The organism is Paraburkholderia caffeinilytica (assembly GCF_051027425.1).
In the GTDB taxonomy this organism is placed as follows: domain Bacteria; phylum Pseudomonadota; class Gammaproteobacteria; order Burkholderiales; family Burkholderiaceae; genus Paraburkholderia; species Paraburkholderia caffeinilytica_A.
Genome location: NZ_CP186553.1, coordinates 3,680,790 through 3,705,942, shown reverse-complemented (window position 1 = coordinate 3,705,942; position 25,153 = coordinate 3,680,790). Strand labels below are relative to the sequence as shown.

The 25,153-nt window shown below is 61.2% G+C and carries 20 protein-coding genes; 13 read left to right on the top strand and 7 right to left on the bottom strand.

All coding sequences use genetic code 11. The features are described from left to right. The first annotated feature begins 1,957 nt into the window (after positions 1–1,957). Entirely contained in the window at positions 1,958–3,163 is a 1,206-nt protein-coding gene (locus ACOSV0_RS36900) for a DNA-binding protein (RefSeq protein WP_434113034.1), read from the top strand. Between the two features lie 88 nt (positions 3,164–3,251). On the opposite strand, the gene ACOSV0_RS36895 is transcribed toward ACOSV0_RS36900, so the two are convergent. The 3 genes from ACOSV0_RS36895 to ACOSV0_RS36885 form a co-directional block, all read right to left on the bottom strand. Further along, on the bottom strand, positions 3,252–4,319 hold the full coding sequence (locus ACOSV0_RS36895; RefSeq protein WP_434113032.1) for a tyrosine-type recombinase/integrase: 1,068 nt from the start codon (positions 4,317–4,319) through the stop codon (positions 3,252–3,254). Between the two features lie 63 nt (positions 4,320–4,382). Next, complete coding sequence (locus ACOSV0_RS36890; RefSeq protein ID WP_434113030.1) at positions 4,383–4,781, bottom strand: DUF2471 family protein; 399 nt, start codon at positions 4,779–4,781, stop codon at positions 4,383–4,385. Positions 4,782–4,886: 105 nt separating this feature from the next. Continuing rightward, on the bottom strand, positions 4,887–5,513 hold the full coding sequence (locus ACOSV0_RS36885; protein WP_434113028.1) for a helix-turn-helix domain-containing protein: 627 nt from the start codon (positions 5,511–5,513) through the stop codon (positions 4,887–4,889). 169 nt (positions 5,514–5,682) lie between these two features. Here ACOSV0_RS36885 and ACOSV0_RS36880 point away from each other — a divergent pair, with 169 nt between their 5' ends. Next, positions 5,683–6,882 (top strand): glycine C-acetyltransferase, encoded by a 1,200-nt coding sequence (locus ACOSV0_RS36880; protein ID WP_434113026.1) that lies wholly within the window; start codon positions 5,683–5,685, stop codon positions 6,880–6,882. Positions 6,883–6,895: 13 nt separating this feature from the next. Continuing rightward, positions 6,896–7,927, top strand: coding sequence for an L-threonine 3-dehydrogenase (gene tdh / locus ACOSV0_RS36875; protein ID WP_434113025.1), 1,032 nt, complete (start codon positions 6,896–6,898; stop codon positions 7,925–7,927). Positions 7,928–7,994: 67 nt separating this feature from the next. Here the strand turns inward: tdh and ACOSV0_RS36870 are convergent, their stop codons facing one another. Continuing rightward, the gene (locus tag ACOSV0_RS36870) at positions 7,995–8,645 is read right to left on the bottom strand and encodes a YceI family protein (RefSeq protein ID WP_434113023.1); all 651 of its coding nucleotides are present in this window, start codon (positions 8,643–8,645) and stop codon (positions 7,995–7,997) included. Between the two features lie 109 nt (positions 8,646–8,754). Between ACOSV0_RS36870 and ACOSV0_RS36865 the strand changes: the two genes are divergently transcribed. The 3 genes from ACOSV0_RS36865 to ACOSV0_RS36855 all read left to right on the top strand — a co-directional run bounded on the left by ACOSV0_RS36865 (position 8,755) and on the right by ACOSV0_RS36855 (position 10,678). Beyond that, the gene (locus ACOSV0_RS36865) at positions 8,755–9,444 is read left to right on the top strand and encodes a TetR/AcrR family transcriptional regulator (RefSeq protein WP_434113021.1); all 690 of its coding nucleotides are present in this window, start codon (positions 8,755–8,757) and stop codon (positions 9,442–9,444) included. Between the two features lie 13 nt (positions 9,445–9,457). Continuing rightward, the gene (locus ACOSV0_RS36860) at positions 9,458–9,937 is read left to right on the top strand and encodes a DUF1348 family protein (protein WP_434113019.1); all 480 of its coding nucleotides are present in this window, start codon (positions 9,458–9,460) and stop codon (positions 9,935–9,937) included. Between the two features lie 222 nt (positions 9,938–10,159). Then, entirely contained in the window at positions 10,160–10,678 is a 519-nt protein-coding gene (locus ACOSV0_RS36855) for a hypothetical protein (RefSeq protein ID WP_434113017.1), read from the top strand. A gap of 189 nt (positions 10,679–10,867) precedes the next feature. Here ACOSV0_RS36855 and ACOSV0_RS36850 read toward each other — a convergent pair whose 3' ends face one another. Further along, positions 10,868–11,836: a LacI family DNA-binding transcriptional regulator gene (locus tag ACOSV0_RS36850; protein ID WP_434116035.1), complete on the bottom strand. Its 969-nt coding sequence runs from the start codon at positions 11,834–11,836 to the stop codon at positions 10,868–10,870. A 250-nt stretch (positions 11,837–12,086) separates the two neighbouring features. On the opposite strand from ACOSV0_RS36850, the gene ACOSV0_RS36845 reads away from it, so the two are divergent. The 4 genes from ACOSV0_RS36845 (at position 12,087) to ACOSV0_RS36830 (ending at position 16,692) form a co-directional block, all read left to right on the top strand. After that, a complete protein-coding gene (locus tag ACOSV0_RS36845; RefSeq protein ID WP_434113016.1) occupies positions 12,087–13,634 on the top strand; it encodes a UxaA family hydrolase in 1,548 nt (515 codons plus the stop codon). Between the two features lie 99 nt (positions 13,635–13,733). Further along, on the top strand, positions 13,734–15,023 hold the full coding sequence (locus tag ACOSV0_RS36840; protein WP_434116033.1) for an MFS transporter: 1,290 nt from the start codon (positions 13,734–13,736) through the stop codon (positions 15,021–15,023). Beyond that, a complete protein-coding gene (gene hpaI, locus ACOSV0_RS36835; RefSeq protein ID WP_434113015.1) occupies positions 14,995–15,777 on the top strand; it encodes a 4-hydroxy-2-oxoheptanedioate aldolase in 783 nt (260 codons plus the stop codon). The genes ACOSV0_RS36840 and hpaI overlap by 29 nt, the downstream gene beginning before the upstream one ends. Positions 15,778–16,512: 735 nt before the next feature. Continuing rightward, on the top strand, positions 16,513–16,692 hold the full coding sequence (locus ACOSV0_RS36830) for a hypothetical protein (RefSeq protein WP_434113013.1): 180 nt from the start codon (positions 16,513–16,515) through the stop codon (positions 16,690–16,692). Between the two features lie 68 nt (positions 16,693–16,760). Here ACOSV0_RS36830 and ACOSV0_RS36825 read toward each other — a convergent pair whose 3' ends face one another. Both ACOSV0_RS36825 and ACOSV0_RS36820 read right to left on the bottom strand, forming a co-directional pair. Next, positions 16,761–18,008 carry an ATP-binding protein gene (locus ACOSV0_RS36825; protein WP_434113011.1) on the bottom strand — a complete coding sequence of 416 codons (1,248 nt, stop codon included), beginning with the start codon at positions 18,006–18,008 and terminating at the stop codon, positions 16,761–16,763. Further along, entirely contained in the window at positions 17,992–18,732 is a 741-nt protein-coding gene (locus ACOSV0_RS36820; protein ID WP_434113009.1) for a response regulator, read from the bottom strand. Before ACOSV0_RS36820 ends, ACOSV0_RS36825 begins: the two co-directional genes overlap by 17 nt. Positions 18,733–19,097: 365 nt before the next feature. On the opposite strand from ACOSV0_RS36820, the gene ACOSV0_RS36815 reads away from it, so the two are divergent. From ACOSV0_RS36815 to ACOSV0_RS36805, 3 genes are read left to right on the top strand one after another with little or no spacing between them, the layout of a single operon-like run. Further along, the gene (locus ACOSV0_RS36815; RefSeq protein WP_434113007.1) at positions 19,098–20,318 is read left to right on the top strand and encodes an efflux RND transporter periplasmic adaptor subunit; all 1,221 of its coding nucleotides are present in this window, start codon (positions 19,098–19,100) and stop codon (positions 20,316–20,318) included. A gap of 12 nt (positions 20,319–20,330) precedes the next feature. After that, complete coding sequence (locus ACOSV0_RS36810; protein WP_434113005.1) at positions 20,331–23,525, top strand: efflux RND transporter permease subunit; 3,195 nt, start codon at positions 20,331–20,333, stop codon at positions 23,523–23,525. Further along, complete coding sequence (locus tag ACOSV0_RS36805) at positions 23,522–25,045, top strand: efflux transporter outer membrane subunit (RefSeq protein ID WP_434113003.1); 1,524 nt, start codon at positions 23,522–23,524, stop codon at positions 25,043–25,045. Before ACOSV0_RS36810 ends, ACOSV0_RS36805 begins: the two co-directional genes overlap by 4 nt. Positions 25,046–25,153: the final 108 nt, after the last annotated feature.

The window sequence follows — 25,153 nt, the reverse complement described above, 5'->3', positions numbered from 1 at the left end:
GCGTCTGGTCGAGGAGGGATTTGGCGTGAGCATACCGGCTGTGGTGATACACGTCTATAGCACGGGGCTCACCATTCCCGGTGAAGTGAGTTTACGAAGCATAACTCACCTCGAGCAACTCCCGAAAACCCTCACCTCACCCGTTTCACGCCAGGTTCAGGGCATCCTTACAGGTCGCGGCCTTCCGAAATATCGACCGATTTCTGACCTGCGCGAACGGGAGCAATCTGATCCCGAATCTCCTCACCTTAAAAAATTCTCATGAGTTTTTGCCGTGCGCGCGTTACGAGCAGCTCGCGCTCGCACTGGATCGGCAGCACGATGCGCTTCGCCTCAACTCGGCGGATAGGGTAGGGGAACCGGGAGAAAACGCGCGGCTGCTGCAATCGTCTTCATACGCCGTGCAGAAAGCGCATGCCGGACCGGGCGGGCGCCACGACAAACCTCGCTCGAATGGCACACCGTCATATGGTCTTTGTCGCGTGTATCTGCGCGGCATAGGCCACATGTTCCCCGGAGCAAAGCGTACTCACTCCGGCAGGCAGACACCTCGTTCACGCCAACACGAGATCCGAGTCGCGACAAACTCCCCCGAAAAAGCTCACCTTAATGTCAGCCGAGCGCTTGGAATGACGCGGCCTCCAGACCTGGGGGCATGAAAATACGCCGATAAATACTCCCGAAAAGCCTCACCAATGAGCTCGAAAGGGGCGTGGACAAGCCATAGAAAAACGCCCCCGGAAAACCTCACCTTTGCGCGCCGCACAAAAATTGTCCAATGGTTTCATTGGGTTAGAGAATCCCCGCGAGGCGGGTCATGAGTACGATCCCCCGTATATCCTCACCTTAAACAGCTTCCCAGTGAAATTCGACGTTTCTGGCCATAACCCGAAGGCCCCCGAAAAACCTCACCTTAGCAATTCAGCAGACTCAAAATCGGAACGACTCTGACAGCGTCCGTAGGGCCTTTCCGGCCCATCCCGGCGATTTTGGTCCTGTATTCCCTCACCTTAGCGATCACAAGCGCGCGAAAAGGCTCCCGCAAAATCTCACCTTTGGCCCAAAACAGGCAATTTGCCGAGCCGGCGCTCGCCTCGATTCACGTCTCCCGAATTCGCTCACCTTTCATCAAGGACAACCTCAGACTCCACCAGTGATTTCGGTTGAAATCCAACCCAGCTCCCGCAAACACTCACCTTAAGCACCCGAATGCCCATAATTGAGGCAAAAATGACACCTCGCCCCCGGAAAATCTCACCTTCGGTTCGCGTTTTCTCCTGTCTTGACTCACCAATGGGGTTAACGAGGCCAAAATAAGGTCAAAAATTGGGGTCCACGGTGGTCCCGAAAGCGCTCACCTTCAGGCCTTCAGTGCTCGGAACCTATTTTTGAGCGCTGCCGGGCGATCCCGGACGCTCAGGTCCCGCAAAATCTCACCTTTAGCCAAACCGCGTTTTTGGGGTGGCTCCTGAACCCGCTCACGTTCTGTCCCGGAGCCACTCACCGAGGCCCCCGAACCTCATCACTCAACGCTCCTGCAAGACCTCACCACCATTCCCGTAAAGCTTCACCTTACCGGGCCAGAACCCCCACCTGGTAAGGGATTGCCGTGGCGTTAACGTTTTTAACATGGGTTCAAAGGTGTTTACTTTTACTACTCTCTAGAATTTCCCCGCGTGTCCTTCGGACAAGACCTTTCCACCACCACGACATTCATCACATGCTCGTGAAACAGTGAGCGATCAGAAAGAAACCGATGAAATCTCTTTATTTACAATAGCTTATTGGCTAATCTTAGTTTTGTTTCACGGAAAAACATGCCCTGCTCCGATCTCATGACCTGTCGGTACCTCTAAAACGCACCAACCTGTGAAACAACACCCGCTCCAAACAAATACGTAGCAAATAATACGTAAATTGTTATGATTCATCCAATTCGAGCGACATCGAGGTATACATGAATCTGGATCAGGAACGGCAAGCCATCCGTAACGAGCTTGAATCCTTGAGGGCTAGCGGAGCACGCCGGCAAGAATTGTCACTGCATGCCTGCAAGCGACTTTTTTTCGATTTGGGGATTCGGCCGTCCATGGCAACTGTTCGCGACCTGACCCAAACGGGCAGCGCGAGCGACATCCCAAAGGACATCGACCACTTCTGGGAGCGGATCAGAACGGTATCGCGCGTAAAAATCGGTGCCGGCGCTATCCCAAAAGCATTGGAAGATCGTGCTGGAGAACTGTTGGGGGCCCTTTTTGAGGAAGCCGTTGTCCATGCTCGCTCGACACTCGACAGCGAACGCGAGGAAATTCAGGCCCTGGCCAGCACTGCCGACCAGCGCGTACGAGAAGCGGAAATTCGTCGCGACGCGTCGGAAGAAGCGATCAAGCGCAGTGAACTAAGAGCGGAAACCGCATGGGACCGCGTTCGCGCACTCGAGACTGAGCTATCCAGCGCCACAACACATGGGACGGCTCACCAGGAAGGCTTGCAGGCAACGGTTCGCCGACTCGACGGCGAAAACGAAACGCTGCGTCAACGCCTCGATACAGAACAGGCAACCAACGCAGCGCTCCGCGACCGGATCGATGCGCTCCATGTCGAATTACGCCAAAGCACCGAGCACTATGCGCAACAGATCAAGGACGCTATCGCCGAAGCCGAGCGGCGTGTAAAGCCGATGCTGGTCGAACTCGATTCGCTACGCAACATGGCGGCCACCTATCAGTCGGGGGTGCGTGACGCAAGCCGCAAGGAATTCGAGTTTATCCAGCAAATCGCCGCCGCCAAGGCGCGTGGCGACCGGCTCGACGCGCAACTGCGCGAGCAATCGGACGAAGTGGATGTTTTGACAAAAGAAGTCGCCGCATTGCGTGGCCAGCAGGGTATCGATCCCGCGATCGCGCGTCTGTTGTGTTCGCTGGTCGAAGCAGGCAGGCTTACGGCCGACGAGCTGACAGCGATCGGCACTGCGGCGGACGGCCATGTCACGTTGCCGCTGCGCTGCCCAAAATGTGAGGAAGGTGAGCCCGAGCTATCGCAAGTGGATCACCGCTTCGAGCTGCAGTGTCCGGAATGCGATCACTCGTCAGGCCCCGGTGAATCAAGGCTGGAGGCGGTTAGCCGGTTTTTATCGAGCGGCTCGATGGCGGCGTCGGCGTGATCGGCCGACGCTAACGCCATAGCGGATAAATCGCTAAAGGTGAGGAAATTCGGGACCTCGAGGGTGAGCTTTTTCAGGGCTCTCCGGATCACCCTTTCCTCGTTAAACGCCCGTCCTGTCTAGGCGCGGGCAATGGCGGGGCGGCTGGATCCGGTTCATTAACGATCGGTGAATCCTGCTGGTCCATCCATCTTTGCCAGGCCCGATACAAACGGTTGGCGGACACGGCCTGTACAAACCCCAGCCATTGCCCGACCAGTTCTGCCTCAACCCCGCTCTCGAACAGATCTGCCGCAAAGGTATTGCGCAGGGTTTGCGGACTGGCCCGTGAGGCGCGCGATGCGGCGATTCCGGCCGCATCGATCAACGCGTCGACTGCGCGCAGCATCGTCGCCTTGTGCATGGGGCGTCCGGAAGGCGAAGCGGGAAAGACCAGATTGCCGGCCAGTTCGGAAAGGCGCCGTTCGGCGAGCCAGGCGTCGAGAATGGCGGCCGCGAAGGGCGCGAGCCGGGTACGCCGCGTCAGCATCGGATTCGCGGATTCGATCGTGATCCAGGGCGAACCAATATTCACGCAACTAACCGTAAGCGTGGCTGCCTCGCCCGTCTTGAGTCCGCCGCCAAGAAACACCGCAATCAATGCACGGTCGCGCCGCTCTCTCCAACGCTGCGCCACGGATAAGACCGGCAAGGGCGAAAACAGATGTGCAATGAGCGCGGCGCGTTCGGCATGGCTGAGAAAACCGGTTGGCTCGTTATCGCGTGCATCCCGCCATGCTGCTTCGCCATCCTGAGCAATGAAGCGTGCCGGATTGGTCGACGCGGATTCGATTTCGCGCACATGGTCCAGCACCCGCTCAATAAGCCGCAAATACCGGACGCGTTGCGGCTTTCGAATCGCCAGCCCACCCACGAATTCAGCGATGGCGTGCGTATCCACCGTGACCAGGCTCTTTTGGCGAATGGCAAGCCAGTCGAGGAAAAGCCCCCATTGCGCTTGATAGACTTCAGCGGACGAGCGCCTGAAATGCTGCCTGGCAAGCCATGCGTCGAAAGCGATTTGAGGATCGCGGCGCCAGTCTTCACGCTCCTGATCGAAGAGATCGGTTGACGGTGCTGGGCGTGTGACGGGGTCGGTCAGATGAGGAGGTGACATACGCTATCTTTCCGTTAGTTGCGCATATTGTAGGTGGCAACCGATGAAAGTACAGCGTCTAAATCAGTCGCCCCACGCCCGTGCGTGCTTTAGCGGAATGCTTTCAGACGCAGGTTGCGCGGCGCGGCGTGCCGCTTCTTCATAGGCCGAGACGGCAAACGCAAACACCGCCGGCAACGCGGTAGATGTGCCGAAGTCCACCGCCTCGTCCGTTTCCGGATAAGGCAATTCGGATGGCCGTTGGAACAGGCCGAGCATGATCGCGTCGTGGCGGCTTGCAAACCCGAGATCCGCCAATGCTTCGGCTTCGATTGCATGTAGCAGGCGCCACGAGAGCGGCACCTGCTGGACGATGTAGCGCGCGGCGATGTTGCGCACGATGTGTTCAAGATCGCGCGCCGCGGTTTGATAGCGCAACGCGGCCAGAGCATGCTCGGCTTGTTGGGTCGTCAGGTCGTTCATTATCGGCTCCAGTCGATACCCTGTACTGTACAAATATACAGTGTCTCGCGCAACCTCATCCGAACGAACAATTCAGTCAAAAACCAGCAACGGTGCGCCCGCACCTCAGCCGTGAATCACCACCAGCAGCGCTTTAGCTTCACCCTTCCCTGCGTTGCGGATCGCGTGCGGCTCGTCGGCGACATAGCGCGCGGTGTCCGCAGCCTTGAGCCGCTTCGTCGCGCCGGCCGCCTCGATTTCGATCGAACCCTGCAATACAGTCAGATGTTCACGCGTGCCGGGTTCGTGCGCGTTCGACACCAACGCCCCGCCCGGCTGCAGCGTCAACTCGTACCACTCGAACTTGCCGGCCAACTCGATCGGTCCCCAGACCCGCAACTGATACTTGGCCTCGTGGCCGCTCAACGTCGGGATGTCGTGCGGACCGGAGACGGCAATCGCCTCCGGCGCCTTTTGCGGCGTGAACAGCGAATCGAGACTGACGCCGAGCGCGTTCGTCAGACGCCAGGCGACCGCGATCGTCGGATTGGCCTTGTCGCGCTCGATTTCCGAGAGCATCGATTTCGACACGCCTGCCGCGCGCGACAGATCGTCGAGCGTCATGCGCCGCTCGGCGCGCAGGCGCTGAATCTGCTCGCCGACGCGAGGCGGCGCCGCGATCGCCGGGACCGTGTTCGCGCCTGAAATGGGTGCCGCGTTGGCTGCTGCGCGGCGGATTCCCGAACTTGCCATTTACTGACCTATCGTTTAGAGTTGTTCGACATACCGGATTTTAGTTCGGAAAAACGAAAATATCCGATAAAACTGACAGCCGACTATAACAGGCCGTCTGGTCGTCGACCATGCTGCAAGTGCCGAATATGCCGCCTGCGGGCGCACTACCCTTTCAGGAGTCTGGTTCATGCGTGACCTTTACCTCGCCCATCTGCGCGGCACCCTCGAGCAGATTCGCGCTGACGGTTTTTACAAGAACGAGCGCGTGATCGCCAGCCCGCAGTCGGCTGATGTGCGCCTCGCGAACGGCACGGAAGTGCTGAATTTCTGCGCGAACAACTATCTCGGTCTGGCCAACGACGAACGGCTGATCGAAGCCGCGAAGCAGGGTCTCGATAACGACGGCTTCGGCATGGCGTCGGTGCGCTTCATTTGCGGTACGCAAACCGTGCACAAAGACCTCGAAAAAGCGCTGGCCGCATTTCTGCAAACCGACGACTGCATTCTCTACTCCAGCTGTTTCGATGCGAACGGCGGTCTGTTCGAAACCCTGCTCGACGACAACGACGCCATCATCAGCGACGAGTTGAACCATGCGAGCATCATCGACGGTGTGCGGCTTTCGAAGGCGAAGCGCTTTCGCTACAAGAATAACGATCTCGCCGATCTCGAAGCCAGGCTGAAAGAAGCCGATGCCGCCGGCGCGCGCTTCAAGCTGATCGCGACCGACGGCGTGTTTTCAATGGACGGCATCATCGCCAACCTCGCGGGCATTTGCGATCTGGCCGACCGTTACGGCGCACTGGTGATGGTCGACGATTCGCACGCGGTCGGTTTCGTCGGCGAACATGGGCGCGGCACACCGGAGCATTGCGGCGTGCTGTCGCGCGTCGACATCATTACCGGCACGCTTGGCAAAGCACTGGGCGGCGCCTCGGGCGGCTACGTTGCAGCGCGCCAGGAAGTGATCGATCTGCTGCGTCAACGTTCGCGTCCGTATCTATTCTCGAACACGCTGACGCCGAGCATCGCCGCCGCTTCGCTGAAGGTGCTCGAATTGCTCGCCAGCGACGAAGGTGCGCAACTGCGCGCACGCGTGCGTGAAAACGGCGCACATTTCCGTCGTGCAATGAGCGCGCTCGGCTTCACGCTCGTGCCCGGCGAACACCCGATCATTCCGGTCATGCTTGGCGACGCGCAACTCGCATCGAAGATGGCCGACGCGTTGTTGAAGGAAGGCGTGTACGTGATCGGCTTCTCGTTCCCCGTGGTGCCCAAAGGCCGCGCGCGCATCCGCACGCAAATGAGCGCCGCGCACACGCCGGAACAAATCGATCGAGCCGTCGACGCATTTGCGCGCGTCGGCCGTCAACTCGGCATCATCTGAAGCGGAGGCGCATATGAAAGCATTGGCAAAACTCGAACGCGCACCGGGCCTCACGCTGACGGATGTGAAGAAACCTGAAGTCGGTCACAACGACGTGATGATCCGCATCACGCGCACCGCGATTTGCGGCACCGATATCCACATCTGGAAATGGGACGACTGGGCGCAAAAAACGATTCCGGTACCGATGCATGTCGGTCACGAATACGTTGGTGAAATCGTCGAAATGGGTCAGGAAGTGCGCGGCTTTGCGATCGGCGATCGCGTGTCGGGTGAAGGGCACATCACTTGCGGTTTCTGTCGTAACTGTCGTGCAGGACGCCGGCACTTGTGCCGCAATACAGTGGGCGTCGGCGTGAATCGTGAAGGCGCATTCGCCGAATACCTCGTGATTCCCGCATTCAACGCATTCAAGATCCCGCCTGAAATCTCCGACGATCTCGCCGCGATCTTCGATCCGTTCGGCAACGCCACGCATACGGCGCTGTCGTTCAACCTGGTCGGCGAAGACGTGCTGATCACCGGCGCCGGACCGATCGGCATCATGGCGGTGGCGATTGCGAAACACGTCGGCGCACGCAATGTCGTGATTACCGACGTCAACGACTATCGCCTAGAACTCGCGCGCAAGATGGGCGCAACGCGTGCGGTGAACGTTTCGCGTGAATCGTTGCGCGACGTGATGGCCGATTTGCACATGACCGAAGGTTTCGACGTCGGACTGGAAATGTCAGGTGTACCGAGCGCTTTCACCAGCATGCTCGAAGCGATGAACCACGGCGGTAAGATTGCGCTGCTCGGCATTCCGCCTGCGCAGACCGCGATCGACTGGACTCAGGTGATATTCAAAGGTCTCGAAATCAAGGGCATTTATGGCCGCGAGATGTTCGAGACCTGGTACAAGATGGTCGCGATGTTGCAAAGCGGTTTGGACCTGTCGCCGATTCTCACGCACCACTTCAAGGTCGGCGATTATCAGGAAGCGTTTGCCACCATGCTCTCAGGCGAGAGCGGCAAGGTGATTCTCGACTGGACTGCTGCGTGAGCTAGAAAACTGCACATTCAGCTGCAGTTGCAACCGCAGCCGCTCACACAAAACGCCCGCACCGCGCTCACCCGCCTGCGGGCGTTTTAACGAACTCAGCCTGAATGCGTACATGAATGTCGTCGCCGACAGCCGGATACCACGTCGCCAAACCGAACTTCGCACGGCTGAAATGACCGTCCGCGGAAAAACCGAGCGTGTCTTTTTTCGTGAGCGGATCGGGTGCAAAACCGTTGAAGGTCACGTCGAGCGTCACGGGTTGTGTGACGCCGTGAATCGTCAGATCGCCGGTCAACGTGCCGCGCGATTCCCCGGTGCGCTCAAAGCGAGTACTGGCGAAGCGTATCTCCGGATAACGCGATACGTCGAGCATGCTTGCGCTTTTCACCATCTTGTCGAGTAGCGGCACATTCGTATCGATGCTCGCGGCGTCGATCGTGACGGTCGCGCTACTCTTGTCCAGCCCCCCTTCGTTCCAGTCGAGCTGCCCCTGCTTGCGGTCGAAGCGTATGGTAAAGCGCGAATACTTGAAGTGATCGATGTCGAAGGTAATGCTGCTATGGTCGGGATCGATCTCGTAGCGTCCGACCGGCACACGGGCTTCATTCTGGCTGACCGTATGCGTGAGCACTTGCAGAGGCGTACAGGCCATTGCCGTCAGCAGCGTGGCGCTGAGAAGCGTACGTACAAAGACTGCGCGGACAGTAGAGCGATTCATGAAGTTCGTTCCGGTTGCTCGATTGCCACCACGATATCAGCAAGCGCCCCCAACCTGCCAAAGCGCACAAAAACTTGACGAAGGAGAATGATCGTTCTACCCTTCGCCTATGGCTACTCAAAATCCGGCTGAACTGGTTGCGTCCGGCAGCGCGCGTGAAAGGCTGCTCGACGCCGCGGAAGCGTTGATCTACGCGGGCGGCATTCATGCAACCGGTGTCGACGCGATCGTCAAGCAGTCCGGCACCGCGCGTAAAAGCTTCTACACGCATTTCGGATCGAAAGACGCGCTGGTCGCCGCCGCGCTGGAGCGGCGCGACGAACGCTGGATGAACTGGTTTATCGCGGGCACGCTGCGGCACGGCAAGACTGCGCGCACCCACCTGCTCGGTATGTTCGACGTGCTGCGCGAATGGTTTGCATCGGCGGATTTCCATGGTTGCGCGTTTCTGAATGCCGCCGGCGAAATCGCCTCCGCGGATGATCCGATCCGGATCGTCGCGCGTGAACACAAGGAGCGCCTGCTCGCCTTCGTGCGAACTCAGTGCGATGAATACGCGGCCGAATCGGGCATGGATGCCCGTCGCGCTGTGCGCCTGTCGCGCCAATGGCTGATTCTGCTCGACGGCGCTATCGCCGTGGCGCTGGTGAGCGGCGAGGCTGATGCCGCGCTCGACGCGCGAGCCGCCGCGGAAGCCCTGCTCGATACCGGGTTCGCAGGCGAATCGAAGCAACTCGCAGGTCATTCGACAAGCAGATCTCCACGCAAACGAGCGCCTGCCCGGCGCACCGCAACCTGACTGAGGAGCCACCATGGCCGACCCAATCGAAACCCGCCCGCCTCTCCCGCCGTTCACACGCGAAACCGCCATCCAGAAAGTGCGCGCCGCGGAAGATGGCTGGAATACCCGTGACCCCGAACGCGTGTCGCTCGCGTACACGCCGGATAGCGTCTGGCGCAACCGTGCCGAGTTCACGCATGGACGCGCGGAGATCGTGGGACTGTTGCGCCGCAAATGGGCAAAGGAACTCGACTACCGCCTGATCAAGGAGTTGTGGGCGTTCACGGACAATCGCATCGCCGTGCGCTTTGCCTACGAATGGCACGACGACTCGAACAACTGGTTCCGTTCCTACGGCAACGAGAATTGGGAGTTCGACGAGCACGGGTTGATGGCGCGCCGTCATGCCAGCATCAACGATCTGCCGATTAGCGAGGCCGACCGTCTCTATCATTGGCCGCTCGGCCGACGTCCCGACGATCATCCCGGCCTATCCGACCTCGGCCTTTAGACTTTTTTTGACGTTGAAGGTGGACACCGGCCAGGTGTTCACCGCTCTGCCATCGGTTCTCCGTTATCGTTGCGTCTGCGACGTGGGGCACGTCCCGTGCCCGCGCGCCCGAGTGTGTCCTCCACATCGCCCGTGCGGGTTGAGGTACAGTGCGCGACGGACGACAAGCAAGAATACCTAGAACATAGATGACACCGGCGTTCGATCGGTGGCGGAGAATACATGCATTTTCGTCAGACAAGAAAGCAGGTGCGGCACGCGGTCGTGGCGCTCGTCGCGGGCCTGGCCGCAGCGTCCACGGCGCAGGCGGCCAATTGGTGCGACGGCGGCGTATGGGTCGATGCAATGCTTGGCTCGTATCACATCAATCCGGACCCGAACACGCATTTTGAACAGTTCAATCCGGGCCTTGGCGTCGAATGCTGGCTCAACAATCAATGGGCCTTGACTGCCGGCGGCTTTCGCAATTCGCTGCGGCGGCCTTCGTACTATGGTGGCGGCGTCTGGGCGCCGGAATTCGCGCACTGGGGCATCGTGCGGATCGCTGCGATGGGCGGGATCATCTCCGGCTATAACTATGGCAACTGGGGCCTGGGCCGTAACCACACGATCGGGCCAGTGGTCGCGCCGATCGTGATGGTCGACTACAAACGCGTCGGGGCCAACTTCATTGTGATTCCACCGATCCCCTCGGACAATCTTCCGTTCACGATCGGGTTTCAGGTGAAGGTGAAGTTCTAAGCAGGTGTAGCGGGACAATCATGTTCAGACCGGTTTCAGCGCGAGAGGCTTTGCGCCAGGACTGGCGAAGGTGAGGTTTTTCGGGAGCGCCATTGCCGAAGATTCGAAGCGCGCGATCGATCCAGGTTTCAGCTCCTGGAACTCCTCACCATCCTGGAAACGCTCACCTTGACGCGCGATTCGACGACACTAGGTGCTTTCACGCTCGATCAGACTGAACCCGACATCGATAATGTGATCGCTACCGGCACGGTTTTCAATACGGTCGACAAGCATGGTCGCCGCAAGCGTTCCGATTCTCGTGCCGTCGACTCTCATGGTCGACAACGACGGTGTGGTGTCCTTCGCAAAATTCTGATCACCGTAGCCGATCACGCGCAGTTGTTCCGGCACGGCGATATCCCGGTACTCAGCTTCCATCAACACGCCTAGCGCCAGAATATCCGCGCCGCAAAACACGGCGTCGATATCGGCATGCGTGTCGAGCAGGCCTTTCAACGCTCGCCGCCCGTCACCCAGATTCGCGGGTGACTCGACCGTCACCACGGGGATTGTTTTTCCCTTTCCGAACGCTTCGAGAAATGCTTTGGTACGGGCCTGTGCACGCCGGTCGCTGGGGGTAACGACAGCGGGCCGCCGCACGCCACGCGTCTTCAGGAAGTTCGCCGCTGCTTTGCCAACTTTCTCGTGAGAGAACCCGACCAGCATGTCGATTGGCTCGTGGGTCAGGTCCCAGGTCTCGACCACAGGAATGCCGCACGCGCGCAGCTTCTGCCTCGCGCTCTGCGAATGAGCGACGCCGGTCAGCACGATGCCGGCGGGCCGGCGGCCGATCACAGCATCAAGTAAGGCGTCTTCGCGCGATTCGTCGTATCCGCTTTGCCCAATCAGCAATTGATAGCCCGATGCCGCAAGCTCGGTTGTCAGGGCCCCGACGGTTTCCTGAAACACGCTCCCGGCCATTGCAGGGATCAAGGCGACGATGAGATGGCTGCGAGTCGACGCCAGCGATCCGGCGATGAGGTCGGGTGTATACCCGGTTTGCCGGACGGCCTCCTGGACGCGCTCCAACGTCTCGACCGACACCAGTTCCGGCGTGTTTAGCGCGCGTGAGACGGTCACTTTCGTCACGCCGACGAGCGCCGCGAGATCGCTCAGGGTCACGCGGCCGGAATTCTTGCGGGCGCGCCGGGTGGCATTTCGTTCGACAGGGGCAAGCAGGGAAGTAGGCGTTTTGCTCACGAAGTTGATCACTCAGACCCGAAAAAAGTTGCTGGCGATTATCGCAAAACCATACTACCATGTGCCGTATGTTACCGGTTACATGAACCGGTAACATCGACCAGAAGAAAGACGATCGGCGCGAACCGAGTGCACGCGCCCGGGACTTGAGAGACAGGAGAGCAGCATGTCGCAGGCTGATACGGCGTTGAGCGGGCCGCTGATCCGGCTCAACGCCGCTGACAATGTGCTGATCGCACGAGAATCGCTGTCGATTGGACAGCAACTATGCGTCGGCGAGGCGCCGATCCGTATCCGTGCGCAGGTCACCGCGGGGCACAAAGTCGCTGCCTGCCGCATCCCGCGTGGCGCGCCGATCCGTAAATACGACACGGTCATTGGCCGGGCGGCTCGTGACATCGAGGCGGGCGATCACGTTCACACTCACAACGTCGAACTGATCGATTTCGAGCGCGATCCGGGTTTCTGTCTCGACGTTCGTCTGGTCGAATACGTGGCAGAAGCTAACCGGGCAACCTTTAACGGCATCGTGCGGCCCGACGGGCGAGTCGCGACGCGCAACTTCATTGGGATCCTGGCGTCGGTCAACTGTTCGTCGACTGTGATCAAGAATATCGCCGCCTGGTTTACGCCCGAGCGGCTTGCGCCGTATCCCAATGTCGATGGCGTGGTCGCGTTCGCGCAGACCAGTGGCTGCGGGATGTCTTCACCCAGCGAGCACTTCGACGTCCTGCGCCGGACGCTCGCCGGCTACGCACGTCACCCCAATCTCGGGGGGGTGCTGATCGTCGGGCTGGGCTGCGAGCGCAATCAGGTGGGCGACCTGCTCGATTCACAGGGGCTCCACGCCGGTGCTTCGGTCCACGCGTTGGTGATGCAGGACGAAGGCGGCACCCGGGCAACGATCGAAGCGGGTATCGCCGCCATACAGCGGATACTGCCGTCGGCTAACGACATCGTGCGCCGTCCGGTGCCGGCGAGCCACCTCAAAATCGGTCTGGAATGCGGCGGCTCCGACGGCTTTTCGGGCATCACGGCCAATCCAGCCTTGGGCGCCGCCATGGACCTGCTGGTGCGTCATGGGGGCACCGCCATTCTGTCCGAAACCCCCGAAATTCACGGCGTCGAATACATGTTGACGCGCCGCGCAGTGACGCCGGAAGTCGGCCAGAAACTGCTCGACCGGCTCGCGTGGTGGGAGCGCTATACGCACGGCCACAACGGTCAGTTCAACGGTGTCGTCGGGCCGGGTAATCAGAAGGGTGGCCTCGCCAACATCTTCGAAAAATCGCTCGGATCGGCGATGAAAGGCGGCACGACGCCGCTGCAGGCGGTCTATGAATACGCCGAACCTATTGACCGGGCCGGCTTCGTCTTCATGGATTCGCCCGGCTACGATCCCGTTGCGGTGACCGGGCAGATTGCAAGCGGCGCAAACCTGATCTGCTTCACGACCGGCCGCGGTTCCATGTTCGGCTCGAAGCCCGCGCCCACTCTCAAGCTTGCGACCAACACGCCGATGTTCAAGCGGTTGCGCGACGACATGGACATCAATTGCGGACTTGTCCTGGATGGTGAGCGATCGGTCGAGGAGATGGGGCAGGATATCTTCGAGCACATCCTGCGGGCCGCGTCCGGTGAGCGCACCCGCAGTGAATTGCTCGGGCTGGGCGACCACGAATTTGTGCCCTGGCATATGGGCATCGTGAGCTGAAACGCCACCTCATTCCTACAAAAAAACCGGAGACAAAGATTGAACCAAGCCTCGCAGCAGGAGCCGCGCAGCAAAGTGCGCTGGCTGGTGGCCGGTCTGATGTGGTCGGCCATCGCCATCAACTATATCGACCGCACGGTGCTGTCCGCCGCGGCCCCGCATCTTCAGGCGGAGTTCCATCTTGGCGCAATGGAGATGGGCATCGTGATGTCGGCGTTCTTCTGGTCGTATGCGCTGCTGCAACTGCCTGCAGGCATGCTCGCCGATCGCTTCGGACAGAAGATCGTGCTGGGCCTGTCCGTGTTCTGGTGGTCGCTCGCGACGGCCGTTACCGGACTCGCCACCGGCTTCAAGTCGCTCGTGGCGCTGCGGGTCATGTTGGGCATTGGCGAAGCGGGCGCCTATCCCAGTAACGCGGGCATCGCCTCGCGATGGTTTCCGAAACAGGAACGCGCGACGGTGGCGGGCATCTTCGATAGCGGATCGAAGCTTGGGGGCGCGGTGGCGCTGCCGCTGATCGCCTGGCTGCTCGCAACGTTCGACTGGAAGGTCACCTTCGCGATCACCGGCGCGCTGGGTCTCATCTGGTGCGTCGTGTGGGTGGTGGCGTTCAAGGACTCGCCGGCCGATCACCGGCGCGTGAATGCGGCCGAGCTTGCCCATATCCGCGATGGCGAAGCGGTGTCGCGCTCCAAGGGCGCGAGCGAGGCCGCCGCTGTGCCCTGGCATAGGTTGTTCGCGCACCGGAACATCTGGGCGATGTGCATCGGCTTCTTCATGATCAACTACAACTCGTACTTCTTCATCACCTGGCTGCCGACGTATCTCGTCAAGGAACGCGGCATGAGCCTGATGGAGATGGGCTTCATGGCTTCGCTGCCGCTCGTTCTTTCGATGATCGTCGAGGTCTTCGCGGGCTGGGCATCCGATCGTGTGTACGCCTCTGGAAAACTCTCGCTCACCGCGACCCGCAAACTGTTTCTCGTCATCGGTCTGGTGATGGCGTCAAGCATCGGGCTCGCGGCGTTCGCCACTTCTCCGCTCGTGGCTGTCGCGTTGCTCTGTGTGGCGAAGTCGGGCACGACCGTCGCCGCATCCCAGGTCTGGGCGCTGCCGGGCGATGTTGCGCCGGCGAATATGGTGTCGCGGGTCGCGGGCATCCAGAACACCGTTTCCAACATGGGTGGCGTGGTCGGTCCGATCGTCACCGGCGCGATTGTCGGTGCAACCGGCTCTTTCGTTTTTGCGCTGCTGTTCTCGTCGGCGCTGATTGTGATCGCGATCCTCAATTACCTGTTCCTGCTCGGAAGAGTGGAGCCCATTCAATTCAATCAAGTCCCCACGGAGGCTAGAAATCGTGATGAACGCAACGTCGACGTCAGCGCTTAACCCATTCAAGGCAGCGCTTGCAAACGGTCAACGACAGATCGGCTTCTGGCTTTCGATGGCCGATGCCTACCTGGCCGAAGTCAGCGCGACCGCCGGTTTCGAATGGCTATTGATCGACGGCGAACATGCCCCGAACGACGTGCGCAGCATTCTTGCGCAATTGCAGGCGGTTGCGCCGTATTCCGCCGAAGCCGTGGTGCGACCCGTGAACGACGATCCGGCGCTGCTCAAGCGCTTGCTCGATATTGGCGCACGCAACCTCCTCGTTCCGATGATCGATACCGCGGATCAGGCTCGCGCGTGCGTGGCCGCCGTACGCTATCCACCGCATGGAATTCGCGGCGTGGGCAGTGCGGTGGGACGTGCGTCGCGCTGGAGTTCGCGCACCGATTATCTGGATATCGCGGACAGTGAGATCTGTCTGCTCGTGCAGGCTGAAACGGTCACAGCGCTCGACAATCTCGAGGCGATATGCGCGGTTGACGGCGTGGATGGCGTCTTCATCGGCCCTGCGGATCTGGCTGCTTCGATGGGCCATCGCGGCAAGCCTGGCCATCCGGAAGTGCAGAACGCGATCGAGACAGCGATGCGCACCATCATCGCTTCCGGCAAGGCAGCCGGCACGTTGACCTCGGACCCGGTGCTCGCGCGTCGCTATCTCGAGCTTGGATGCACATTCGTCGCGACCGGCGTGGACATCCTCATGTTTGCGAACGCGGCACGCAAGCTCGCCCGGGAGTTCATCGAGCAGTGAAGCATGGTGAGGAATTCCAGGAGACGGCGCTATCTCGGCCAAAGGTGAGGAATTCCAGGAGACGGCGCTATCTCGGCCAAAGGTGAGGAATTCCAGGAGATGGCGTTATCTCGGCCAATGGTGAGGAATTCCAGGAGATGGCGCTATCCCGGACAAAGGTGAGGAATTCCAGGAGATGGCGTTATCTCTGCCAATGGTGAGGAATTCCAGGAGACGACATCATCTCCGTCAGAGGTGAGTCATTCCAGGGGCCGAACAGCACCTTCGGAGCACGCAATGACACGTTAAGGTGAGGCGTTCCAGGAGAAGACCTGCAAAGGTGAGCGATTCCAGGAGGTGAGAAATTGCCTTGCTAAGCGCGCACCTCAAATAAGGTGAGGATTTCCAGGGAGTCCTCGTCGCGGTCAGTGACGGTGATACCACGAGCGCTCCAAACTTCACCCTGATACGGCCTGGCGCAAGATCGATATCGCCAATCTCCTTACATCCTCTTTCATATACAAACAAAGCGTATGCGCAACGTATTGCGCAACCTGACACCACAAAAGCCGCGTTACCTGCGCCGCACGGCGACGCACACCTCAGCGTTGGCGCGGCATGAACGACTCCACCCCACCATCTTGTAACGATCTCGTAAAACATGATCGCTCGCTGATTGATAAGTTGCGGATAACGCGCGTCGTCGCCACACGAGCAACGACTTTGCGTGACCGTAGATCAATCGAAGGAGAAAGTATGAAGAAGCTATTGGCGATCGCGGCGGCAGCCGCATTGAGTGCAACCTTGAGCGGTTGCTGGTGGGGGCCGCCTCCGGGTTGGGGTGGCGGTGGCCCGGGAGGCGGTGGTGGTGGTGGCGGTCCCGGCGGCGGACCGCACAGCGCGATCGTCGTTCCTGGCAACACAGCTCAGGGTTAAGCCGTAAATCAGGCCGATAACGCGGCTGGAAACGAAACGGGAAACCGGGCCGATAACCCGGCCGCTAGCTAAGCGGGAAACGTAAGCCTCACCACGAACCCGCCATCGGCGGCGTTGTCGGCATGAAAAGCGCCGCCGTTATATCGCACGAGGCGCCGCACGATCGCGAGTCCTAAGCCGCAGTGAGCGTCGCCGCTGCGTGCTTCATCGAGCCGGACGAACGGCTGCAGCGCGCGATCCAGTTGAGTGCTGGGAATACCGCTACCATGATCGCGCACCTCGAGCACGTACTGGCCGTCGCGGCGTGACGTCGAGATTTCCACGGGCGGCTCGCCGTAGGTGAGTGCGTTCTCGATCAGATTGGTCAGGATTCGGTCGAGGTCGACAAGCGGCAAGCCAAATCCATCGCCGGCCTGCAGATCGAGGCGCACGAGCGCTTCGTCCGCGAGACTGTCGCCGTAATGCCGGCGGCAGTGAGCGTCGACGCTCGTGCTTGGCGAGGTATCCGCCGTCTCGCGCGCGAAATCGAGAAACTGCGTGACGATGCGCGACAGCGATTCGGAGTCCCGCAAAAAGCCGCGGCGATTCGCTTCGTCGGGCAGCAAATCCGCGCGCACCTGCATGCGTGTGATCGGCGCACGCAGATCGTGCGCCACGCCGGCCAGCATCACCGCGCGCTCCTGCTCGGCCTGCGCCAGTTCCTGCACCATCTGATTGAAGTCGCCGATCAGTTCCCTCAGTTCGCGCGGGCCGCTCGCCTGCACAACCGGCGCGCGATGGCCGGTGCGGAACTCGCGCGCCGCGAGTGCAAGCCGGTGCAAGGGGCGCTGCAATTGCCATGCGCCGACCAACGCGATGATCACCGCCACCACCAGCATTGTCAGCGATGCACCCCAGAAGCGGCGCGCCGGCAGCGTCGAGTTTTGCAGGGCGAGCCAACCTGGATTGTCCGCGTAATGGACCCAGATCGTGCCGTCCTCGCCGCCGGCTACAACCTGGCTGCCTGCCGGCAACTTCTCGCGCAAGTCGTGTTCGAACGGACCCGAGGTGTTCTCACAAGGCGCGGGACAGCCATAGCGGATCGCGTCTTGCGCATTCACATAAGACACACCGAGCGTTGCCGCGACGCGCGAAGCGCTGAGCGCACCTTCCTGCCTGGCCTGTACCGCGAGAAGCACAGCGCGCTGCGCATGGCCGGCGTCGATCTGGCCGCGGTCACGGTCCACCAGCACGATGCCGATGATGTGCACCAGCACGATCAAGCTCACCGTCATCAACGAGAGCCGGCCGAACAGCGTATTAAAGGGATTTTTCATCGTCGTTGCCGCCGGGCACGAACATGTAGCCGATGCCGCGTATGGTCTGGATCCGGCGCGGGTTGGCCGGGTCGTCTTCGAGCAGACGGCGCAGGCGCCATACCGGCACGTCGATACCGCGTTCGGTCACTTCCGAGTACGGCCCATGCAACAGGTCGACGAGCTTCGAGCGCGACAGCGTCTCCATCGGATGCTCGGCGAGCACTTCGAGCAGCGCGTATTCGCCGCCGGTCAGCTTGAGCGGTTCGTCGTCGCGAAACAGCGTGCGGGTCGCGAAGTCGAGCCGGAAGCGGCCGAAGCGCAGCGCTTCACGCTTCTCGACCGCCGCGGCCGTGGCCACCGAGGGATGCGCGTGTCTGCGCAACACCGCATGAATTCGCGCGAGCAGTTCCTGCGGCATGAACGGCTTGCCGAGGTAGTCGTCGGCGCCGAGCTCCAGACCGATCACGCGGTCCACGCCATCTGCGCGCGCTGTCAGCATGATCACCGGAATCGTGTCGCCGTTCGCGCGCAGTTGCCTGAGCGCGCTGAGTCCGTCGACACCCGGCATCATCAGATCGAGCACGATGATCGAGGGGCGCTCGCGTTCCAGCCGGCGCGCCAGTTGGTTCGCGTCGTGCAACACGGATATCTCGATGCCGCGTTGTTGAAAGAAGGTTCTGAGCAGGTCACGAAGGTCGGCGTCGTCGTCGACCAGTAAAACCTGGATGGGCGTGTCTGACATGGCTGAGCCCTGATCGATGAGGACAATGGACGGACAGCGCGGCCGCGCGCTTGCCGCAGGTCGCAATATAGCGAATCGCGCAAAGGCAGCGGTTTCGGGTTCTTATGCGCGCTTACAGTTTATTACGGAGACTGCCTCCGGTTCTATCCGCCTGCATGAAGCAATCAAGGCCATTCGGCATTACACGGCCCGATTCAGCGCAACACCACGCGTCACGTTACAACTCGTAATCCTTCCCTAAGCCACCGTAAGACGCCGCTCCCTATGCTGGGCCATCCCTTGCCGCTGGCGCGGCGTTGCGCGGTTTCCCCGGAGACGCATGCCAGACGGTCCTTTGTCGAATTGAGTCGAAGGATGCCCAACGCATGCCGAATACCCCTATCGTGCCCGGACTTTCCCGGCGCGCACCGAGATTCACGCATCTTGCCGCTGCCGTCGCCGCCGCCACGTTTTTGCTGGCGGGTTGTGGCGAGCAGGCACCCCATGGACCACCGCAGTCGGTTCCTGAAGTAGGCGTCCAAACGATCACGCCGCACACCGTCGTGTCGAGTACCGAATTGTCCGGGCGGTTGTCGGCGATCCGTGTCGCCGAGGTCAGGCCGCAGGTCGAAGGCATCATCAGGACGCGTCTTTTCACCGAAGGTTCGCAGGTCGCAGCCGGCGCGGTGCTCTATCAGATCGACGCGTCCAGTTACCAGGCGGCCTACGACCAGGCTGTCGGCACGCTCGCCAAAGCCGAAGCGACAGCGAGCGCCGCGCAGACCAAGGCCAGCCGCTACACCGAACTGTCGAAGATCGAAGGCGTGAGCAAGCAGGACTACGACGACGCTATGGCCGCGTGGGTAGAAGCGAAGGCCGACGTGGTCGCCGACCGCGCCGCATTGAAGACCGCCGCAATCAACCTTGGCTACACGAAGGTCGTTGCGCCCATCGCCGGACGGATCGGCAAATCGAGCGTGACCGAAGGCGCGCTCGTCACCGCGGAGCAGACCACCGCGCTCGCGACGGTCCAGGCGACGTCCGAGATGTATCTCGACGTTACGCGTTCTTCCGCCGACTGGCTGCGGCTGCAGAAAGAATTCGCCAGCGGCCAGTTGCAGCAGGCGGGGCCGAACGGCGCGGTCGTTCATCTCGTGCTGGAAGACGGCAGCACGTACGCGCAAGCCGGCAAGTTGCTGTTCTCCGATATCACCGTCGACGCCACCACCGGCTCGGTGACCTTGCGTTGCGTGTTCCCGAATCCGAACGGCGTGCTGTTGCCGGGCATGTTCGTGCGCGCGCGGCTCGAAGAAGGAGTGAACCAGCAGGCGATCACGGTGCCGCAACTTGCGGTCTCGCGTGCATCCGACGGTTCGGCGAGTGTGCTTACGGTCGGCCCCGACAACAAAGTCACGCAGACACCCGTTACGGCCGACACCGCTTCAGGCGCCGACTGGCTCGTGACGAGCGGCCTCAAGGCGGGCGATCGCGTGATCGTTGCCGGATCGCAGAAAGCGCGCGCGGGCGGCGTGGTGAAGCCGGTTGAATCGCCCGTCACATCGGGTGCGCCCGCCACCGCGGACAACACGTCGGCCGCACACAGCTAAAGCGAGACATTCATGGCAGGTTTCTTTATCAACCGACCGATCCTCGCGTGGGTCATCGCTATCGTCATCATGATGATCGGCGGTGCCTCCATCGGGACGCTTCCGGTCGAACAGTATCCGAGTGTGGCGCCGGTTTCCGTGCAGATCACGGCAACCTATCCGGGCGCCTCGGCCGAAACCGTGGCGACCACCGTCACGCAGGTGATCGAGCAGAAACTGAGCGGCATCGACCATCTGCTCTATATGTCGTCCACCAGCAGCTCGGCCGGTGAGGCGCGTATCACGCTGACGTTCCAGCAGGGCACCAATGCCGACATCGCCCAGGTGCAGGTGCAGAACAAAGTGGAGCAGGCCAGTTCGTCGCTGCCGCAAACCGTTCAGGACCAGGGCGTGCAGGTCGCGAAAGCAGCCAATGCGTTTCTGATGATCGTGTCGCTGTCGTCGACTGACGGGAGCATGAATTCCATCGATCTGGGCAATATCATCGCGACGCAGATCGAGGACCCGCTCACGCAGATCGACGGTGTCGGCGACGTGACGCTGTTCGGCGCGCAGCACGCCATGCGCATCTGGCTTGATCCGGTGAAGCTGCAGGCGGTTGGTTTGACGACCAGCGACGTCACCACGGCGATCACGAATCAGAACGTGCAACTTTCGGTCGGCCAGATCGGCGGCTCGCCCTCCACGAAGACGCAGGCGCTCAACGCGACCATTTCGGCGTCGAGCCTGCTCACCACGCCCGCGCAGTTCGGCGCGATCCTGCTGCGCGTGAATAGCGACGGCTCGAAGGTCATGCTCAAGGACGTTGCACGCGTCGAGGTAGGCGGCGACGATTACAGCACGGACTCGCGTCTGAACGGCAAGCCGGCGGCCTCGCTCGCGGTCAAACTGGCGAGCGGCGCAAACGCGATGAGTGTAGCCAAAGCGGTCCGCGCCAAGCTCGATGAACTGAGCGGACAATTGCCGCACAACGTGGTGGTCGACTATCCGTACGACACCACGCCGTTCGTGCGCATCTCGATCGAAGAAGTGGTGAAGACGCTGATCGAAGCGGTGATGCTGGTCTTCGTCGTGATGTACGTGTTCCTGCAAAACCTGCGCGCGACACTGATCCCGACCATCGTCGTGCCGGTCGCCTTGCTCGGCACGTTTGCGGTGATGTCGGTGGTGGGCTTTTCGATCAATGTGCTCTCGATGTTCGGGCTCGTGCTCGCCATCGGGTTGCTGGTGGACGACGCGATCGTGGTGGTGGAGAACGTCGAGCGGCTGATCGCGGAAGAGGGGCTGTCGCCCGTCGAAGCCACGCGCAAGGCGATGAAGCAGATCACCGGCGCGCTGGTCGGCATTACGACTGTGCTGATTGCCGTGTTCATTCCGATGGCGTTTTTCTCGGGCTCCACGGGCGCGATCTACCGGCAGTTCTCGATCACGATCGTCGCGGCCATGCTGCTTTCCGTGTTCCTCGCATTGACGCTGACGCCGGCGTTGTGCGCGACCCTGCTCAGGCGCGCGGACGTCGAGCACCACACGAAGCGTGGCATTCTCGGCTGGTTCAATCGCGTGCTCACGCGTGGCACCGATCGCTACGATTCGACGGTCGCGCGCGTGATCCGCAAGCCGATGCGCTATATGGTGATCTACGTGCTGATTGCGGGCGTCGTGGCGCTGCTCTTCATGAAGCTGCCGTCGTCCTACCTGCCGGACGAGGATCAGGGGATCATCATCACGTCGATTTCCGCACCCGTCGGCACGCCCGCCGCGCAGACGCTGGAAGTCGTGAAAAAGGTCGAGGCGTACTACCTCGGTCAGCCGCAGGTGGACAAGATCATCGCGTTGACGGGCTTCAGCTTCAACGGCTCGGGGCAGAACAACGGCCTCGCCTTCGTCAAGCTCAAGGACTGGAGCACGCGTCGCGGCAGCGAGGGCTCGGCGGCGGCGATCATCCAGCGCGCCAACATGCACTTCGCCGCCATGCACGACGCGCAGATTTTCGCGCTCAATCCACCGGCCATTCAGGAACTCGGCACGCAGAGCGGCCTCGACTTCGAACTGGAAGACCGTGCGGGCCAGGGTCATGACAAGCTGATGGCCGCGCGCCAGCAATTGATGGCGCTCGCCGCGCAGGATAGCGCGCTGTCCGGCATGCGTCCCGGCGGCCTCGACGATACGCCGCAGTTCCATGTCGATATCGATCGCGAAAAGGCGAGTGCGCTCGGACTGTCAATCGCCGACGTGAACGACACCTTGCAGACCGCGTTCGGCTCGAGCTACGTGAACAACTACGTCGACACGGGACGCATTCAGAAGGTCTATGTGCAGGCCGATGCGCCTTACCGGATGATGCCGTCGGACATTGGACGGTGGTACGTGAAGTCCAGTACGACGAGCAGCACGAGCACGTCGAGCAGCAGTTCAACTACCAGCACGAGCACCAGCACTACGACCGGCTACGACGGCCAGATGGTTCCGTTCTCCGCGTTCGCCACCGGTAAATGGACCTTTGGGCCGCCGCAGATCGAGCGCTTCAACCGCACGCTGGCGATGGAAATTACCGCGCAAACCGGCGCGAACGCCAGCACGGGTCAGGCAATGGCTGCCGTCGACGCGCTCGTGAAGAAGCTGCCTGCCGGCTTCGGCATCGACTGGACCGGGCAATCGTACCAGGAGCGCATTGCCGGATCGCAGGCGATCTACCTGTACGCGATTTCGGTGGTGGTGGTGTTCCTCTGTCTGGCGGGGCTGTACGAAAGCTGGTCCATTCCGATCGCGGTGATTCTGGTCGTGCCGCTCGGCGTGCTCGGCGCGGTGCTGGGTGCGCATATCCGCGGGCTGTCCGACGACATCTACTTCAAGGTGGGCCTGCTCGCGACCATCGGACTGTCCACCAAGAACGCGATCCTGATCGTCGAGTTCGCCAAGGACTTGCAGGCGCAGGGCCGCAGCTTGATCGACGCCACGCTGGAAGCCGCGCGGCTGCGTCTGCGGCCGATTCTGATGACGTCGCTTGCCTTTGTGTTCGGCGTACTGCCGCTTGTCATCAGCACAGGCGCGGGCTCGGCGAGCCGGCATGCGATCGGCACTGGCGTGATGGGCGGCATGATCGCCGCGACGCTGCTAGCCATCTTTTTCGTGCCGGTGTTCTTTGTTGTCGTGCGCCGTCTGTTCGGTGAGCACGGCGATGTCAAGCAACAGGAAGGTGTTGAATGATGAGACTCAAATTGGGCGCATGCATGGTGGCGTTTGCCGTTGCCGTGCTGACGGGCTGCACGCTGGACCCGCACTACGAACGGCCCGCGGCCCCGGTTGCGGTGGCTTATCCAAAAGGCGATGCGTACGAAAGCACGAGCGAGGCTGCAGCGGCCGCCGCGGCTTCGGCAACGGCAACGGCTTCGACTTCGGGAGCGACAGCGGCAACGGCTTCGACTTCGGGAACGGCCTCGGGAACGACTTCGGCCACGGCCGGCACGACGACGACCTCACCGCCGCTCGGCGCCGATATGGCCTGGCGCAGCTTCTTTCGCGACGAGCGCCTGCAACGGCTGATCGAAATCGCGCTCGCCAACAACCGCGACCTGCGTGTAGCCGCATTGAACGTGGCCGAATACGAGGCGCAATACCGCGTTACGCGTGCCGCACTCGCACCGTCGATCAGCGCGAGCGGCAGTCTGACCCGCGAGCGTGTTACGGGCGTGACGAGCAGCTCCACCGGCGTGAGCGTCGGCACGACTTCATGGGAGATCGACTTCTTCGGACGCTTGCGCAGCCTCAAGCGCCAGGCGCTGGAAAACTATCTCGCGACGGACGCCTCGCGGCAGAGCACGCAGATCAGCCTGATCGCGACGGTGGCGACCGACTACCTGACCTTGCTGTCCGACGAACGTCTCCTGCAAATAACCGAAGACACGGTCAAGGCGGATCAGTCGACGTACGACGTGACAAAGCGCATTCAGGCGTTGGGTAATTCGTCGATGCTCGACGTGCAGCAGGCGTTAAACACGCTGGCGAGCGCGAAGGCAAGTCTCGCGTCTTACCGGCGCGCCGTGGCGCAGGACCGCAACAACCTGGTCGCCGTGCTGGGCGCACCAATTCCGGACGACCTTCCACCCGCCCGCGAATTCGACGACGAATCGACGCTGGCCGACATCGGTGCGGGCGTGCCGTCACTGCTGCTCACCCGCCGTCCCGACATCGTGCAGGCGGAACATGCGCTGAAGGCGGCGAACGCGAACATCGGCGCCGCGCGCGCTGCATTCTTCCCGAAGATCGAGCTGACGGCTTCAGCCGGCACATCGAGTTCGACATTGTCGAGTTTGTTCAAGGCGGGTACGGGTGCCTGGGCGTTTGCACCAACTGTGTCGATGCCGATCTTCGATTACGGCAGCAACAAGGCGTCGCTCGACGTCGCCAAAATCGAAAAGCAGATCGAGGTGGCCGATTACGAGAGCACGATCCAGACCGCCTTCAAGGAGGTCGCGAATGCGCTGACGGCGCGTGCGACTTACGTCGATCAGGTGGCGGCGGATCGCGACTATGTGGCGTCGTCGCAGCGGTATTACACGCTTGCTCAGGCGCGCTACAAGGCGGGCACGGACAGCTTCCTCACGTTCCTCGACGCGCAGCGCACGCTCTACACCGCGCAGCAGCAACTCACGACAGATAGTCTGTCGCGGCAGTCCAATCTCGTGACCTTGTACAAGGTGTTGGGTGGCGGTTGGGAGGGAAGCTGAAAACCGATAGGTGAGAAGATTCGGGAGCCGGTGTGGTGAAAATAGTGCTACCTGTCTGCGCACTTCAGGTTCAAAGGTGAGGATATTCGGGAGCGTTCGATAAGGTGT